Here is a 17265-nt window from a genome sequence, read left to right as displayed (position 1 = left end):
AACCGGGGTGAGGCAGACCCAAGAACCTTGGGCTGGTGCGCGTTTGAAACGTGGACTACTCAAAGTAGAACCCCTGATCTTGCTCCGGCATTCGCTGTGATGTGACTGGCCTCAGGGGGATGGGAGAGGTTGTGCGATTGCTCGGCCCTTGGTCGGATTCGGTGGATGTCGCCGCGTATGGGGGCGGGAAGGCGCGGGGGTTGTACGCGTTGGGGGAGGTGGGGGTCCGGGTGCCGGAGTGGGTGGCGCTCGGCACGGAGGTGTTCGACGGGTTCGCGAGCGGGGCGGGTCTGACGGGAGAATTGGAGCGGTTCGCGGCGCTCGGGGAGGTCGAGGCCGCGGTGGCGCGGGCCGCCGAGTTGCGTGGGGCGCTGGCGGCCGCGGAGGTGTCCGTGGCGGCGGTGGCGGTGATCGGCGAGGCATGGGAGCGGCTCGGGCCGGAGCCCATCGCGGTGCGGTCGTCCATGTCGGCCGAGGACGGGGCGGAGCATTCGTTCGCCGGGCAGTTCGACAGCCACCTGAACGTGCACGGTCTCGAAGCGGTGATCGCCCGGGTACGGGATTGCTGGGTGTCGGCGTTCTCCGAGCGTGCGGTGCGATATGCGTTCGCGCACGGCCTGTCTCGCGCCTACATGCCCGCTGTGGTGTTACAGCGATTGATCTCGGCGCGATCCAGTGGTGTGGTGTTCACGCGGAATCCGATGACCGGCGCGGACGACGAGCTGGTGATCAGCGCCGTCTTCGGGCTGGGGGAGGGGCTGGTGTCCGGCGCAGTGGACGCCGACTCGATGATCCTGGACCGGGACACCGGTGCACTGCTCGATATCACACTGGGGGACAAGGATATTCGCGTCGAGCCGGGCGACGGGCAGGGCTGCGCGACGGTCGAAGTCGAGGCCGCCCGGCGCGGCGCGCGGGTGCTGACCGACGCCGAGACGGCCGAGCTGGCCGAGATCGCCCGGAAGGTCGAAATATCGTGTGGCGCACCGCAGGACATCGAATGGGCCATCGACGACACCGGCGTGTGGCTGCTGCAGACCCGGCCGATCACCGCGACGGCGTCGACGCTGTCCGCGCGCGAGGTCGAACTGCGTGGCGCCGGTGAGCGGGTGGGTCCCGGCGAGACACGAATCTGGGACAACTCCAACATCATCGAGAGCTTCAGCGGCGTCACCTCGCCGCTGACCTTCACCACCGCCGCCGACATCTACGGCCGCGTGTACCGCGGCTACGCGGCCTCCCTGGGGGTGCCGCCCGAGCAGCTGCGGCAGACCGATGCGTGGACTCCCGTGCTGCTGGGCAGCTTTCACGGCCGCGTCTACTACAACCTGCTGCACTGGTACCGCATGGTCGGCATCGCGCCCGGCTACCCGCTCAACCGCCGGGTGCTCGAGGCCGCTCTCGGCGTGGCCGAACCGCTGCCGGCGGATATCGCGAAGACGCTGCGGCCCTTCGAGTTCGACAGCACGGCGGCCCGGCTGCGCTCGCGCGCGCTCACCACGATGATCTACGCGCGGCGGCTGTTCGGCATCGACGACCTGGTCGAAGGGTTCATGACCGACTTCTACCGCGTCTACGACGAGTACGACGCAGTGGACTACACCGCGCTGACCGGCGAGCAGGCATACCGCTCCTATCGCACGGTGGAGGGCGATCTGGTGCGGCGGTGGGGCCCGCTCATGGTGCTCGACGCCATCCTGCTCACCTGTACGGGCCTGATGTTCCTGCTGACCAAGCTGTTGCTGCCCAAGGCGCCGGAATGGTTCCTCTACGCCGTGGTCGGCCCCGGCGCGGATGTCGAATCCGCGGAGCCGGCCCGCGCCATGACCGAACTCGCCCGGGTGGTGCGCGCTGATCCGGAACTGAGCGACATCATCAATTCGGCTGCGCCGGAGGCGATTCACGACGCGCTGCGGGCCGCCGAGCGCACCGAGTTCCTGGCCGCCCTCGATGACTATCTGGATCGCTACGGCTACCGCAGCCTCGACGAACTCAAGCTGGAAACGCCTGATCTGCGCGAGGATCCGGCCAATCTGTTCGTCATGCTGCGCAGTGCGGTCGGCCGTGTCGGCGACACCGTGACCGCGAACCGCGCCGGGGAAGCCGACGCCTACCTGGACGCGCATCTCGGCCACGGCGCCCGGCGGCGCGTCTACGAACGACTGCGCGCCAAGGTCTCCCGCTGCGCCGCCCACCGTGAGCGGCTGCGCTTCTGCCGCACCCGCGCCTTCGGCATGGTCAAGCGCATGATCCGGGTGATGGGCCGGGATCTGGCGGCGCACGGCGTCATCGACGAGTTCGAGGACGTGTTCCAACTGACCGTCGAGGAACTGCGCGGCTGCTACGAAGGCGCCGACACCGGCCGTCTGCGCGAGGTGGTGACGGTGCGGAAGTCACTGCGCGCCAAGGATTCCACGCTGGTGGCCCCGGCCCGCTTCCGCACCGTCGGCCCGCGGCTGGGCAATGCCGAACTGGCCGAGCAGGGCTGGATTCCGGTCACCGCGACGGCCGCGGCCACCCCCGGCACGGTGCTCACCGGAACCCCGTCGGCGGCGGGCATTGTCGAGGGCGTCGCGGTGATCGTGGACGAACCCCGCGACGTGGCCGGCGGCATCCTCATCGCCTACCGCACCGATCCGGGCTGGGTGGCGGCCCTGCCCTCGGCATCCGCGCTGGTCATCGAACGCGGCAGTCCGCTCACCCACGTGGCCATCGTGGCACGTGAGCTGGGCGTGCCGACCGTGGTCCAGCTGCCCGATATCACCCGCCAATTGCGCAGCGGCATGCGTATTCGAGTCGATGGGGCCGCCGGCACCGTCACCGTGCTTCCCGAAGGAGACCAGTGATCGACCACGTGAACGACGAAGCGACCGTGCGCAGGTGGCTGATCGAGCCCTCGGCCGGCACCGGACTGTACCTGGCCGACGAGGCCGACGGATGGGAGTACCGCAGCTATCGGGACCTGGCCGACCAGGTGTGGTCGATCGCGGAGCTGCTGCGAGCCGCGGGACTCGGCAGCGGTGACGGCGCGTGCGTGATCATGCCGACCGGATTCCCGTGTGTGGCGGCCTTCTACGCGGTGTGGGCGTGCGGCGGGGTGTTCACCCCGGTCGCACCGCCCATGTTCGGCGACCTGGAGCAGATCGTCGCGCATATCGCGGGCATCGTCGAGCAGGCCGCGCCCCGCCTGGTGGTCACCTCCCCGGAGTTCGAGACCTTCGTGCGCAGCGCCTGTCTCGCGGCCGGTCGCACCGACGAGCCGGTGGTCGTCCATGCCGCGGCGCTGCCCGCCGCCCCCGCGACGCGCGAACTCGCCGAGGTGTCTGAAGTGGCACTGCTGCAGTTCACCTCGGGCTCCTCGGGCGCACCGCGCGGTGTGCGGGTGAGCTGGCACAACCTGGCCAACAACATCGCCATGATCACCCGCCTCATCGACTGGCAGCCGGGCGAGACCATGGTGTCGTGGCTGCCGCTCTACCACGACATGGGGCTGGTCGGCGCGTTCCTGCAGGGCGTCACCAACCAGGCCGACCTGTACCTCATGCGCCCCGACCAGTTCGTGCGCGACCCGCTGCGCTGGCTGCGCGCCATGACCCACGCCCAGCACGCGCCGTCGCCGTCGTTCGCGCTCGGCTATGTGGCGCACCGGGTCCGGCCCGAGGAGATCGCCGGCCTGGATCTGTCGGGCTGGCGGACGCTGGCCATCGGCTCCGAACCGGTCGAGGTGGCCGACCTGCAGGCCTTCGCGAATCTGACCGGCCCGCAAGGCTTCTCGATGGGCGCGTTCACCCTCGCCTACGGGCTGGCCGAGGCGACGCTCATGGTGACCTCCTCGCCCACCCGGCGGCCGATCACCGCGCTGCGGCTGGACAATCCGAATCTGCGCTTCGGCGAACGGGTTCCGGTGCTCGAGGAGGCGATCCTCGACGACACCCACCGGGTGGCGGGCGCGGGCTGGATCACCGGGCTCGGCTTCTCCACCCCGGAATCCATCGTGACCGTGGTCGACGACGAGGGCCGGGAACTGCCCGACGGCGTCCTGGGTGAGATGGTGGTGACCGGAGACTCGGTGGCGCTGGGCTATTCCGGGGAGGCGAGCGCGACCTCCTCCACCCGCCTGGAGAACGGCCGCCTGTACTCGGGTGATGCCGGATTCCTCTACAACGGCGAGGTTTTCGTCCTCGGCCGCATGGGCACCAGCATCAAGGTGCGCGGCCGCTCGGTGTTCATGGAGGACATCGAATCCCGGGTCGCCCAGGAAACCGGGCTCACCAAGGGCAAGCTCGCCGCCGTCGGCCTCGTCGAGGCCGGAGTCCAGGGCGTCGCCCTCTTCGCCGAGACCGCGCCCGGCGACTGGATTCCGCAGGCCCGCGACCTCATCCGCGGCCACCTCGGGCCCGCCCAGACCGTGCACATCGTCACGGGCCCGCGCGGCCTCATCCGCCGCACCTCCAGCGGCAAACCCCGCCGCCGCCACATGTGGCAGCTGCTGCGGGACGGCGCCCTGGAGGGCGCGGTGCTGCACGAGATGGATACCGCTGCGGGGCAACCCACTTCCCTCAAGTCGGAGGGTGTGGCGCGCCCGGCGCAGGCCGTGCCGCGACCCGGGATGCCGATGGACAGGCTGCGACAGCTCCTGGACGGAGCTCTGCGGTCGGTCGCCGTTCCCGAGGACGCCGCTGTGCTGTTCGAGGGCTCTCTGGCCGAGGGTTTCGGCAATGCGGGCTCCGACATCGACTTCCTGGTGGTGGCCCCCGGCGCGGACGAACTACCGACGCTGCCGACCGTCCTGTTCCTCGACGGCCGCCGCGTCGAGGTCCGCACCCGCTCGGTGGCCCAGCTGCGCCGGCAACTCGAGCGGGCCGCCACCGACCCGGACGAGGACGGCCTCAACCGTTGCCAGCGTTTCCTGCGCGCCACGGTCGTGCGACCCGGCACGGTCGATCTGGACCAGCTGCGCGGGCTCCTCACCCACGACGCCTTCACCATCCTCGTGGCGGACTGGTGGACCGCCCGCGCCCGCCACGCCCTGGGCTACGCCATCGCCCTGCGTGCCTTCGGAGCCCACACCGAAGCCGACGCCTGGGCCGAAGACGGTCTCAGGCAAGCCATGAAGGGCCGGCTCGCCCGCCGCGGCGAAACCTACCTCGAAACCAAATGGCTGCCACAGCAACTCGATCGCACCGCCCCCGACGCGCTGATCGACCGCTACCGTGAGCTGACGGGTGCCGCCGACCGGGAGCGCGCGGGTAGCGAGGGCGATTCCGGGCGGCTCGCGCCGCTCGAATCGACCGAATCATCGGATTCCGGTGAGGAGATGGCTGGGACGATCGCCACCACCGCCGATGCGGAGTCTCGGGACCGGGGCGGTGCGCGGTGGGCTGCCACGGTGGCCCTGGCCACAGATCTCGGGGTGGCGGGCGTCGCGGATGACCCGCACGAGCTGATCTTCACGCGGCGTCCCGCCGTCACCACCTGGCCGCTGGCCGGACGCCTGCACGTGCTGCGTTCCGACAGTGAGGTTTTCGTGCTGTCCGAGGCTGGAGCCCAGGCGTGGCGGTCGGTGGTGTTCCGGCAGTCGATCCGGGATGTCATGGCGCGCGCTCCGCGCGATATCGGGGCGGAGCTGGCGGAGTTCGTCCGGCTGGGGTTCGTCGGATTGCAGTGGCGGGGCGGCGAGGTGCTCGAACCGGCACTGGCCATGTGTAAACCGGTCGAGGCGTACACGCCGGTGGCCGTGGCGGCGACGCCCGCACTGGGACTCACCGGCGCGGCGCGCGGGGAGGGGGTCGCGACGCTATCGGCGCTGCCTGCCCGGCGGTTCATCGGAGCCGGGTTGAATCTGGTGTGGTCCAACGTGGTGCTGGAGAATGCCCGCGAGGATCTGGTGGGTGCGGTCAAGGACGCGCAGGGCGAGGTTGCCGATATCGCCGGTCACCGGCTCATCGCCATGAGTGTGCGAGTGCTGTTGAGCGCGTTCGGCATTCATCCGCTGCCCGCCGATGTGGATCCGGTCGGCACGGTCGCCGGGCTGCTGCCCGTGCATGCCCCCGAGCGGGACACACTGATCGCGGCGCTGGAATCGGCCGTGCGCGTGCGGTTCTCGCGAACCCTGCGAAACGGCGGCGACGCGCTGAACGATCTTGCCCGTGTCGACGCCGTCGTCGCCGCGGTGCGCCGCCTGGCCGCGGATACCGCTGCGGGCCGGGACTTTCCGGCCTCGTTCGATTCCCGCGAGCAGTGGCAGCGCACCCTCACCCTCGGCTACGACTGGCTGCGGCTGGCCGGGTATCTCGACGCCGACCTGCCGCTGGACGAGGCCCGCGACCTGCTGGCCAGCGGCGGCCAGCAGCCCCACCTGCGAGAGAGCGAGCAGTCATGACCATCGAAACCACTGTCGCCGAACGCGTCCGGCACATCATCACCACCATGGCCCCACGGCCCGCGGAACTCGGCGGTGCCGCCGACGCACTGCGACAGGGTGACGAGCTGCGCCTGATCGAGGACCTCGGCTTCGACTCGCTGCGGCTCATGGAATTGACCGTGGTGCTCGAACAGAGCTTCGCGCTGCCGCGCTACCGGCCCGAACAGCTGATGGGAGTGCTGCGGGTCGGCCAGGTCGTCGATCTGGTCACCCGCACCCTGGAGGTGAGTGCATGAGCGACCGGAACACCGTCCTGCTCACCGGCGCGAGCGGACTGGTCGGGTCGGAAGTGGCCGCCAGGCTCAGCGGCGCCGGCCGGCCGGTAGCAGCCGTGCTGCACAGCAATTCGGATATCCGCCGCAATGACGGCAGCGGGTACGAGCCGGACCTGCGGATCACCGGCGACATCCGGCGGCCGGTCTTCGGGCTGGACCCTGCGACGGCGGCCGATCTCGCCGGCCGGGTGGGCATGATCGTGCACTGCGCCGCCACCACCGCCTTCGACGCCACCGCCGAGACCTACGACGAGCTCAATGTGCGCGGTGCGGAGCACGCCGTCGCGCTGGCCCTCGCCTGGGACGTGCCGCTGCTGCACGTGAGCACCGCCTATGTGTGCGGTCTGCGGCACGGCGTCATCCGCGAGGACGAACTGGATGCCGGCCAATCCTTCGGAAACGGCTACGAGCAGAGCAAATTGCGGGCCGAACAGGTGATCAGGGCGGCCGGGGAGCGCGGGCTGCGGTGGGCGGTGGTGCGGCCCGGCATCGTCACCGGCGCACTGGGCGACGGCGTGATCCGCGAGTACAAGAACCTCTACACCGTGGTGAAACTGATGGTCGAGGGCAAGCTGCGCACCCTGCCCGGCCGCTACGACGCCACGCTCGCCCTGGCCCCGGTCGACCATGTCGCCGACGTGATCGCCGCCGCGGTCACCGATTTCGACAGTGTCGCCGGATCCACCCTGCACGCGGTGGGCCGGGACACGCTGTCGCTGCGCGAGGTCTCCGACGTGCTGGCCGAGTACCCGTCCTTCGAGGTCGCGACCTTCGTCCCGGAATCCTCCTTCCACAGTGAGGATCTCGACCCCATCGAGCGCGAGTACTACCTGCGCATCGGCGCGCTCTACACCAGCTACTTCCAGCGCCGCCTGTCCTTCGACACCAGCAATGCGGACCGCCTGCTGGACCGGCTCCCACCGCAGACCGGCAAGGACTACCTGCGGGCGCTGCTGGACCACTGCCTCGAGTCCGGCTACCTGGGCGCGCCGCTGCCGTCGATCGCGGAAACCCTGGCGCGCACCGGAATCGGCGCGGCGGCGCCGGGAGCGGGGGCCCGGCCGTGACAGACGACGCCCTGCGCACCCTGCTCGCCGACGCGACACCGTCGAAGGAGAAGGTCGACGCCTACCTCACCGACACCTATGTGCTCGAGACCGTAGAACAGGCACAGCGGCTCGGCATCGACGCCGGCGCCTTCGCCCGCGAGCACTCGCTGCTGTTGCTGAAACCGGACGCCATCGTGGCCCGGGCGGTCGAACCGACCCTGACCTGGCTGGCGGACAACGACTTCCAGGTGGTGGACGCCCGCCGCGTGGTGGTGGACCGGCACGTGGCCCGTGCCCTGTGGTACTTCGCCTGGAACATCGCCTCCCCGGAACGGCGGCGGCTGGCCGATCTGCTGGTGGGGATCTCCGACGTCCTGGTGCTGGTCGTCCGCGGCCCGGTCGCCGGGCTGCCGACACCGGTGCGCCTCACCGCCGCCAAGGGCGCGACCGACCCCCGCAAACGGCAGCCCGGTGAACTGCGCTACCTGCTCGGACGCCACAACTACCTGCTCAATCTCGTCCATTCCCCCGACGATCCCGCCGATGTCCTGCGCGAACTCGCCATCTACTTCGACGAGACCACCCGGGCCCAGGTGTTCACCCACGCGCTCGAGGCGCGCGACCGCACCGACGCGGCCGCCGCGCTGGCCCGCGATCTCTACGACCGGGCCCCCGCCCGCAGCTTCGAGCGCTCCGACGCCATCGCCCGGCTGTGTGCCGAACTGGGTTCCGCCGCAATGAAATCCCTGGACGACCGCATCTCCGCGACCGACCCCGGCTCCCCGGCCGATCAGGCCGCGCTGCTGGAGGCGGCGTGGTCCAGTGGACGCGAGCTGGACCCCTGGTCGGTCATCGTGCTCGGTTCCTACGTCCTACCCATGCGCGCCGGGACCGGGTCGCAGACCCTGCGCCCGGTCAGCGCGACCGATTGGCTGGAGGCCAGACCATGACGACGACACAGCCACCCAGAACCGCGCACCCGCTCACCCGGGCCGCCGCCGTGCGCGCCACCCACCTGCGCACCATCCCGCGCGCGCTCGCGCACCGGCACGCGGTCGCGGAGGTCTTCGTGACCTCGCTGGAGGCCGAGACCTCGGGCGCCTTCGTGGCCGGGGCCCAATTGCCGCGCATGCACGGCCATTACGGCGATCACGCCGGCGCGCTGGGCCTGCACCACGACCTGATCGCGGTCATGGAGGCCGCCCGGCAGGCCTCCATCGCGGTGACCCACGAATTCTTCGACGTGCCCACCGACCGGGCCTTCCTGGTGCGCACCTTCAACGGCACCGGCATCGACGGCGCGATCTGGGAGATCGGTTCCGCGCCCGCCGATCTGGAACTGCGGGTGCGGGCGCTGCGCGAACACCGTCGGGGTGAGCGGCTGGAGGGCCTGGACCTGGTCCTCGACATCAGCTGCCGGGGAGTTCCGATGGGTACCGTGGACGGCTCCTTCTCCTGGGTGGATCCCCGGCAGTGGGCCGCCATCCGCGCGGGCTACCGGAAGCACCTGGGCCTGGGGCCCTTCGAGATTCCCGCCTCGCCGGGCACGCGGGCCGCCGCGGCACTGGTCGGCCGGGAGAATCCCCGCAATGTGGTGATCGGGCCGCCGCAGTTCACCCCGGGCCGGTCCCGCGCCGCGCTGGTCGCCGACACCACCCATCCGATCCTGTTCGACCATCAGCTCGACCACGTGCCCGGCAACCTGCTCATCGAGGCCTGCCGGCAGACCGCGCTCACCACCATGGGCCCGCAGCCCTGCCGATTGATCAGCGTGACAAGCGCTTTCGACCAGTTCGTGGAGCTCGACCTGCCCGCCGTGTGCGTGGCCGAGCGCACCGACTCCGGGGTGGATGCCACCGTGGTGCACTGCGAGATCCGCCAGGCGGGCACCGTGGCGGCGCGGATCGACCTCGAATTCGCGGGGGACCCGGCGCTGTCGGAGGACGGCGACTGATGGACATCGATCTGCTGACCGGCACTCGCGCGATCCGCAAACGCCTCGACCTGCATCGGCCCGTCGACGACCGGGACCTGCGGGAGTGCCTGGAGATCGCGGTACACGCGCCCAGCGGCTCGAACCGGCAGCCGTGGCGGTTCGTGGTGGTGCGCGACCCCGGACTCAAATCCCGGATCGGCCAGTACTACCGGAAAGGGTTCGCCGCCAACCTCTCCGGCCGCACACCCCGGCCGGATCAGCTGGCCGATCTGGCATCGGGGCAGTACCTGGCCGACCACCTGGCCGAGGTGCCCGCGCTGATCCTGGTGTGCGCGCTGGGCCGCCCGCCCGCCGAACCCTCGGCGCTGCGGCTGGCCAGCTTCTACGGGTCCATCTATCCGGCGGTGTGGAATCTCCAGCTGGCCTTGCGCGCACGCGGTCTCGGATCGACGCTGACCACGGCGCATCTGGCCTACGAGCGCGAGGTCGCCGAGCTGCTGGGCATTCCGTTCGAGGAGGTCACCCAGGTGGCCATGCTGCCGGTCGCGCACCTGCTGCCGGGCGGCGGCAAACCCGTGCGCCGCACACCCGCGGCGGAACTGACCGGCTGGGACGGCTGGCCGACGCCGGAGGGGGTGGCGGCGCCGTGACCGATCTCGCCGAAATTCCGTCCCGCACCGGCCTTCTCACCTCGGTGGGCCGGATCGCACGGTTCACCAGGGTGATGTACAAGCCGCACTACCTGCTGTACGGCATCCTCTGGGTGCTGGCCCTGGAAGGCACGGCGGCACTGCTGACGCAGCGGGGCGTCGCCTGGCATCCGACCGGCGCGACCGCCGCCCGCATCGGCATCGTCGCGATCGTGCTGCTGTACCTGCGCATGGTCGACGAGCAGAAGGACCTCGAGTACGACCGGGTGCACAATCCGGACCGGCCACTGGTCACCGGAGCGGTGAGCGCGCTCGAATTGCGCAGTGCCATGGGGGTGATCGCGCTGGTGTCGATCGCGGGCAGCCTCGCGTTGTCGGTGCGCTCGGCGGTGGCCATCGCGGCGGTGCTCGCCTACGGCCTGATTCTCTGGGCGCTGGAACAGCTTTCGGAGACGGTGCGCACCGACATCATGCTCAACCTCGTGGTCACCTATCCGGTGCAGCTGCTGGTGACCGCGTATGTCGTGCTGTCGGCCATCGACACCGGCGAGGCGGCGGCCCACGGCCGGGTCGCGGTGGTGGCGATCGTGTTCGCCGGTGCCTTCCTGCAATTCGAGTTCGCCCGCAAGACCTCGCGCAGCACGCGGCCGGGGGAGATGTACTACTCGAACGCGCTCGGTGCGCTCGGTAGCGCCGCGGCGTCGGTACTGTGCGCACTGGCGGCGGCGGTGTGTGAGATCGCTGTCGCGAAACCGTGGGAGTGGCACGGCGCGGCCGCCGTCCTCGGCTGGATTCCCCTGGCGCTCACGCTGATCCCGGCCGTCGGAGCCTGGCGGTTCGCGCGGTCGCGGGACGACGAATACCCGGTACTGCCCGCGGTCCTGTTCATCCTCACCCTGTACCTGACGCTCATCGCGCAGGCAGTGGCGGCCACCCGCGGCTGAGCGGCTCAGCGGTAGGACAAACGCCGGAAGGACACGGCGGCACAGGCGAATCCGACCGCCGCGATGGCCAGGCACCACAGCACCGCCGCCGGCGCCCGGTCGGCGGCGGTGCCGTCCAGCAGCGCGCGCACGGTGTCGACCACCGGGGTCGCGGGCTGCCGGTCGGCGATACCGCGCAGCCAGCCCGGCATGGTGCGGGTCGGCACGAACGCGCTGCTGACATACGGAATGAACGTGATGGCGTAGGTGAGCCCGCCCGCGGCCTCCGGATTGCTCGCCGCCATGCCCAACGCCACCGCGATGGCCGTGATCGCGACCACGAACAACGCGATCAGCGCGGCCGCGCCCAGCCAGCCCAGCGGCCCCGAACCCGGCCGGTAGCCCAGTGCCACCGCGACACCCACCGCGATGGCGATGGCCGCCATGGTGCGCACGAGGCCCTCGCTCAGATGTCCCGCCGACAGTGCCTGCCGGAACATGGGCAGCGTCCGGAAGCGGTCCATACTGCCGCGCGTCATATCGGTGCACACGCTGGTCGCGGTGATGGACGCGCCGAAACCCGTGCACAGCAGCATGATTCCCGGCACCACATAGTTCAGGTACGAGCCGCCGACCTCGATCGCGCCGCCGAACACGTAGGTGAACAGCAGCATCATCAGAATCGGCATGGTCAGTGAGATGACCAGCGTGTCCGTGCTGCGCAGAGTCCGGCGGGCACAGCGCCGGAACATGACCAGGGTGTCGGGGACGAAATGGCGTGCCGCCGAGAGTGTGGGAACCGTCACCGGGCGGCGGCCTCGATGAGATCCGCGGTGTGCTCGGCCACCCCGGTGGTCCGCAGGGTCGCCGCGAAACCCTCGACGCGCTGCCGGGTGCGCGCGTTCAGCAGCGGCGCCAGCGCGCCCGTCAGCCGGTCGGCGGTCATGGCGGTGAACGGAAGATGCGCGCCCACACCGAGTTTCTCCACCTGCCCGCCCCACATGGGCTGCTCGAACGACACCGAACACACCACCGTGGGCAGTCCGGCCCGCAGGCTTTCGAACAGGGTGCCGATGCCGCCGTGGTGCACGGCCGCCGCGCAGTGCGGGAAGACCAGGTCGTAGGCGAAATTGCCGACCAGCTTGATCCGGTCGCCCGTCACGATGTTCGCGACATCCAGATCGCTCCACCCCGCGTGCACCAGGGCACGCACCCCGAGCCGCGCGGACACCTGCTCCACCATGGCGAACACGGCGGCGGCATCGCGAATCGGCATGCTGCCGAAGCCGAAGAACACCGGCGGCTCGCCCGCGTCGACCCAGGACAGAATGTCGTCGTGGCTGCCCGACAGCTCGCCCACCGCCGCGCGGGTGGCCCGATCGAGGGTCAGGAAGCCGGTGAAGGGGCGGCGGCCGTCCCACTGCTGGGGCAGACCCGGCACCAGGGCGGGATCGTAGATCTGGATCTCGGGCACCCGCGCCCGCGCGAGCGCCGCGGCCGGGCTGGTGTACGACTTCGGCAGCCCCAGCACGCCGCGCAGCTCGTTGAGGTAGCGCAGGAACACCACACGGCGCAGGTTCTCGGCCAGCAGCCAGGTGGCCCGATTGACCGGGGCGGGCGGATTCCAATGTGCGGGAAGCAGACCCGGGAACGGGTAGGCGCTGTTCATGCGCGCCGGGTAGTAGTGCAGGCTGACCAGCGGCACGGCCATGGCCTCCGCGATCGAGGACGCCCGGTCCTCGGTGACAGTGCTGGCCACGATCAGATCGGCCTTCTCGCACACGCGGATGACCTCACGGTTCATCCGCTCGCCGTACTCGGCCATCTGCTTGCCGACCAGCTGCATCAGCCGCAGTGTATTGCCCGCGGCCAGCGCGCGCTGGCCCTCGTCGGAGCTGTAGAGCCGCTGCACGTCCGGTCCGCAGTCCTGCGCGGGAAGCCCTGCGGCGGTGACGAATTCGACCAGATTCGGTGGCGCGCCGATCAGCACCTCGTGGCCGCGGCGCTGCAATTCGACGCCCAGGCCCACGATCGGGTGCACATCGCCCCGGGTTCCGGTCAGCGGAATCGCAATGCGCATGCGGCCTCTCTCGGCAGGGGGACGGGATCCCTTGACACTGGGGTGCTCTGCGGGCCGGCGTCCAGACGCAGGAAATGTGGGCATTTCACAGCGGGGCGGCGCTGCGTAGGGTTGCGCTGATGCACATCGCCATGTTCGTGGACTACCATCCGGCCTCGCTCGGCGGGGTGCAAACGGCCGTCACCGGGCTGCGCCGTGGACTAGAGCGCGCCGGGCACCGGGTGACTGTGTTCACAGTGCCCGACCCGGCGGCCGCGCCGGACCCGGATATCGTTGCGCTGCAACCGCTGCCGGCTCCGGCCGTGAACGGATTCGCGGTCGTCGCACCGACCCGGCGCAATGCCTCGCTCATCGACGCCGCATTCGCCGCCCGGGGGCCCGTCGACATCGTGCACACCCAGAGCACCTACGGCGTCGCCATCGCGGGCATGAAAGCGGCACGGCGGCACCGGATTCCGCTAGTGCACACCGCGCAGAGCCGCGACGACGCCTTCATCGAGCACACCTCGCCCGCGCCGTACGCCACCGCGCTGGCGCTGCGGGGGCTGCACGGCCGCTGGGTGCCGCACGAGCATCACATGCCGCACCGGGCCGGGGAATCGGCCGCGGCCCGGCACGCCTGGTGGACGATCAGCGGGCAGGCCCAGGCCGCCGATCAGGTGATCGCGCCGACCCGGCACTTCGCGGACCTGCTGCTCGCGCACGGGCTCACCCGCCCGATCACCGTGGTGTCCAACGGTGTCGACGATGCGCTGCTCGACGAGCGCACCGCGGTGACGCGCCCCGCGGACGGGCCGCTGCGGCTGGTGTGGTGCGGACGGCTGTCGGCAGAGAAGCGGCTGCTGGAATCCATCGAGGCGGTGCGGCGCACCGACAACTGCGTGCTCGACATCTACGGCGAGGGCGACCTGCAGGGCGCGGCCGCCGGACGCATTGTGGAACGGCGGCTCGGGGAGCGAATCCGGTTGCACGGCAGGGTGAGCCAGGCCGCCTGCCTCGACGCCATGGCCGCGGCCGACGCACTGCTGTTCCCCTCCAACGGATTCGACACCCAGGGCATGGTGCTGCTCGAGGCCGGCGCCGTCGGACTGCCGGTGGTGTACTGCGATCCCGATCTCGCCGAATCGGTGCCCGCGGGCATCCGGTCGGCGGATCCGTCGGTCGAGGCGCTGAGCGAGACCCTCACCAAGCTGGTGGCGGACCGCTCGGTGCTCGCCGATCTGCGTGAGCAGCTGGCGGGTCAGGTCGACACGGTGCGCCAATCGCACCAGATCGCACGGGTATTGGAGGTCTATCGGGACGCAAGCGCCGGATTGGCTTCCGCGCCGCCGCCCGTCATGCCACGGAGCCTGGCGGACATCCCCACCGCGCCGGGCAGCGTGCCGGTGCTGGGGCACAGTCTGCGCGCGCTCACCGACGCACCCGGCTTCGTGACCTCGCTGCCCGCGCTCGGGCCGATCGTGCGGGTGCACTTCGGCCGCCAGACCGGCTATGTGCTCACCACCCCGGATCTGCTGCGCGAGGTCAATCTCAGCGATGCCGAATTCGAGCGGGAAGATCTGCGCGAGGCCATCGACGATATCGCGGGCGGGGCGGTCAATGTCCTGCGCGGGCCCGAACACCGGCTGCGTCGCCGCATGATCTCGCCCGCGCTGCGGCAGAGCAGGCTCGCCGAGTACGCCGAAGCCGCCGCCGATATCGCCAATGCCTGGGCCGCCGCACTGCCGGTCGATCAACGGGTGAACCTCATGGACGAGGCGCACGGCCTGGTACTCGACACCGTCTCGGCAACCCTGTTCACCGCCGACTTCGGCGACAGCGCGCGGCGCGAGATCCGTGACAGTGTGCCGTGGCTGCTCAGCCAGGTCATCGTGCGCACCGCACTGCCGCCGCGGCTGCGCAGGCTGCGGGTCATCGCGAACTACCGGTGGCGCAGCAAGTCCCGGCACCTGCGCGCCGCCGTGGGGGCGGTGGTGAGCGAATACCGCAGGCGCGACGAGGATTTCAACGACGTGGTGTCGGCGCTCATCCGGCACACCGACAGCGAGACCGGGGCGCGGCTGTCCGACGACCACATCATCGACGAGGCCATCCTGATGCTCGCCGGCGGCGTCGGATCCATGGCGTCGCTGACCGGCTGGCTGTGGCACGAGGTCAGCCTGCGACCGGCCATCGCCGAACGCCTGTACGCGGAACTGGACGCCGTGGTCGGCAGCGGTGACGTGCGGCCCGAACACCTGGCCGCCATGCCGTACCTGAAACAGGTCGTCTCCGAGACCATTCGATTCTGGGGACCCTGGATCAGCGCCGCCAACGCCAGCGCCGACCTGAACGTCGGGGGCGTCACCATTCCGGCGGGGGCCGCGATCATGTTCAGCCCCTATATGGTTCAGCACGACCCGCGATGGTTCACCCACCCCGAATCCTTCGATCCGGAGCGCTGGTCCGCCGAGAATGCCGCCGACACCGCCAAGAAGGCGATGATCTCCTTCGGCGTCGGCCGCCGCCGCTGCCTCGGCGACCATTTCGCCATGCTCGAAATCGCGCTGGCCTCCGCCGCACTGCTGTCCCGCTGGCGGATCACCCCGGTGCCGGGACATCGGGTGCGGGCCTCCAACCGGGATTTCGTGCTCTCGCCGTCGGCGCTGCCGGTCACCCTGCGGGCCCGCTGATCCCGGCGGGTACTACAGCAGCACCGGCAGCTCGTGCATCCCGTGCATGAGGGTGCTCGGATGCCAGGCGAGCGCCTGCGCGGCGGGTGACAGGCGCAGGTCCGGGAACCGGGACAGCAACGCGGCGAAGGCGACCCGTGCTTCCAGGCGGGCCAGCGGGGCGCCGACGCAGAAGTGGATGCCGTGGCCGAAGGCCAGATGGCCGGTGGTGTCGCGGGCGGGATCCAGGGCGTCGGGGACCGGGTAGCGGTCGGGGTCGCGGTTGGCGGCGGCCAATGCGACGAAGACGAGTTCGCCCGCGGGGATGTCCGTGCCCGCGATGGTGACCGGTTCGGCCGTGTGCCGGATGGTGGTCATGTTCACCGGGCCGTCGAAGCGCAGGAATTCCTCCACCGCAGCGGGAATCGCCTCGGGGTCGGCGCGCAGGGCCTGCAGTTGCGCCGGATTGCGGAGCAGGGCGAGCGTACCGTTGGCGATCAGGTTGACGGTGGTGTCGTGCCCGGCGACCAGCAGCAGGAAGGCCATGCCGACCTGCTCGGACTCGGTGAGGGCATCGCCGTCGTCGGCGGGGACGGCCAGCGCGGACAGCAGATCGGCGGCGGGCTCCTCGGCCTTCGCCCGTACCAGCTGGGTCAGGTAGGCCGCCATGGCCTCGGAGGCGCGGGCCCGGTCCTCTTCCAGGCCCGCGACCGCGACCAGCGCTCGGGTCCACTCCTGGAAGTCGGCGCGATCGCCGAGCGGCACACCGAGCAGCTCACAGATCACCGTGATCGGCAGCGGCTCGGCGAATTCGCGCAGCAGATCCGCCTCGGACCTACCCTCGAGGGCATCCAGCAGCGAGCCGGTGATCTCCTCGATGCGCGGGCCCAGCGCGGCCACCCGGCGCGGGGTGAAAGCCCGGGTCACCAGCTTCCGCAGCCGGGTGTGCCCGGGCGGGTCGGTATTGAGCATATGGGAGAGCAGCGCCAGCGCATTCGGATCCGACTGCGGCACACCGCGTTTACGGCTGAGCAGTGCGTCGGTGACCGCGGCGGCCTTCTGCAGGCGCGGATCGGACAGTGCGGCCCGGCCCACGGCGTAATCGAGGATCACCCAGCGAATGACGCCGTCGGGGAATCGGACTCGCCGCACCGGCCCGTGCTCGCGCCAGCGCCGGTAATGGGCGTGCGGATCGGCGAAGAACTCCGAGCCGATGGATTCGATCCGGTCCGGGGCTTCGATATCGGCCATACCGCGACCATAGTCGATGGAATGGC

The 17265-nt window shown here is 70.6% G+C and carries 12 protein-coding genes; 9 read left to right on the top strand and 3 right to left on the bottom strand.

All coding sequences use genetic code 11. From position 1 onward, the window contains the following. Positions 1 to 119: 119 nt before the first annotated feature. The 8 genes from ACIRRA_RS22745 to ACIRRA_RS22710 are packed head-to-tail and all read left to right on the top strand — an operon-like array spanning position 120 to position 11278. Positions 120 to 2846 (top strand): phosphoenolpyruvate synthase, encoded by a 2727-nt coding sequence (locus tag ACIRRA_RS22745; RefSeq protein ID WP_402771320.1) that lies wholly within the window; start codon positions 120 to 122, stop codon positions 2844 to 2846. After that, positions 2843 to 6382, top strand: coding sequence for an AMP-binding protein (locus ACIRRA_RS22740; protein WP_402771317.1), 3540 nt, complete (start codon positions 2843 to 2845; stop codon positions 6380 to 6382). The genes ACIRRA_RS22745 and ACIRRA_RS22740 overlap by 4 nt, the downstream gene beginning before the upstream one ends. Beyond that, positions 6379 to 6660, top strand: coding sequence for an acyl carrier protein (locus ACIRRA_RS22735; protein ID WP_402771314.1), 282 nt, complete (start codon positions 6379 to 6381; stop codon positions 6658 to 6660). Before ACIRRA_RS22740 ends, ACIRRA_RS22735 begins: the two co-directional genes overlap by 4 nt. Then, positions 6657 to 7766, top strand: a complete 1110-nt coding sequence (locus ACIRRA_RS22730; protein WP_402771311.1) for an SDR family oxidoreductase — start codon at positions 6657 to 6659, stop codon at positions 7764 to 7766. Before ACIRRA_RS22735 ends, ACIRRA_RS22730 begins: the two co-directional genes overlap by 4 nt. Then, the gene (locus tag ACIRRA_RS22725; protein WP_402771309.1) at positions 7763 to 8698 is read left to right on the top strand and encodes a nucleoside-diphosphate kinase; all 936 of its coding nucleotides are present in this window, start codon (positions 7763 to 7765) and stop codon (positions 8696 to 8698) included. The genes ACIRRA_RS22730 and ACIRRA_RS22725 overlap by 4 nt, the downstream gene beginning before the upstream one ends. Beyond that, positions 8695 to 9702, top strand: a complete 1008-nt coding sequence (locus tag ACIRRA_RS22720) for a ScbA/BarX family gamma-butyrolactone biosynthesis protein (protein ID WP_402771306.1) — start codon at positions 8695 to 8697, stop codon at positions 9700 to 9702. The genes ACIRRA_RS22725 and ACIRRA_RS22720 overlap by 4 nt, the downstream gene beginning before the upstream one ends. Further along, positions 9702 to 10334, top strand: coding sequence for a nitroreductase family protein (locus tag ACIRRA_RS22715; RefSeq protein WP_402771303.1), 633 nt, complete (start codon positions 9702 to 9704; stop codon positions 10332 to 10334). Before ACIRRA_RS22720 ends, ACIRRA_RS22715 begins: the two co-directional genes overlap by 1 nt. Continuing rightward, complete coding sequence (locus ACIRRA_RS22710; RefSeq protein ID WP_402771300.1) at positions 10331 to 11278, top strand: hypothetical protein; 948 nt, start codon at positions 10331 to 10333, stop codon at positions 11276 to 11278. Before ACIRRA_RS22715 ends, ACIRRA_RS22710 begins: the two co-directional genes overlap by 4 nt. A gap of 5 nt (positions 11279 to 11283) precedes the next feature. Here ACIRRA_RS22710 and ACIRRA_RS22705 read toward each other — a convergent pair whose 3' ends face one another. Both ACIRRA_RS22705 and ACIRRA_RS22700 read right to left on the bottom strand, forming a co-directional pair. Then, complete coding sequence (locus ACIRRA_RS22705) at positions 11284 to 12063, bottom strand: ABC transporter permease (protein ID WP_402771299.1); 780 nt, start codon at positions 12061 to 12063, stop codon at positions 11284 to 11286. Further along, the gene (locus ACIRRA_RS22700; protein WP_402771296.1) at positions 12060 to 13337 is read right to left on the bottom strand and encodes a glycosyltransferase; all 1278 of its coding nucleotides are present in this window, start codon (positions 13335 to 13337) and stop codon (positions 12060 to 12062) included. The genes ACIRRA_RS22705 and ACIRRA_RS22700 overlap by 4 nt, the downstream gene beginning before the upstream one ends. Positions 13338 to 13456: 119 nt before the next feature. Here ACIRRA_RS22700 and ACIRRA_RS22695 point away from each other — a divergent pair, with 119 nt between their 5' ends. Continuing rightward, positions 13457 to 16009, top strand: a complete 2553-nt coding sequence (locus ACIRRA_RS22695; RefSeq protein ID WP_402771293.1) for a cytochrome P450 — start codon at positions 13457 to 13459, stop codon at positions 16007 to 16009. A 12-nt stretch (positions 16010 to 16021) separates the two neighbouring features. On the opposite strand, the gene ACIRRA_RS22690 is transcribed toward ACIRRA_RS22695, so the two are convergent. Continuing rightward, entirely contained in the window at positions 16022 to 17239 is a 1218-nt protein-coding gene (locus tag ACIRRA_RS22690; protein WP_402771290.1) for a cytochrome P450, read from the bottom strand. Positions 17240 to 17265 lie beyond the last annotated feature (26 nt).

Source organism: Nocardia sp. NPDC101769 (genome assembly GCF_044766925.1).
Classification (GTDB): Bacteria; Actinomycetota; Actinomycetes; order Mycobacteriales; family Mycobacteriaceae; genus Nocardia.
The sequence above is the reverse complement of the archived record's forward strand: the minus strand, read 5'-3'. Positions and strand labels throughout refer to the sequence as shown.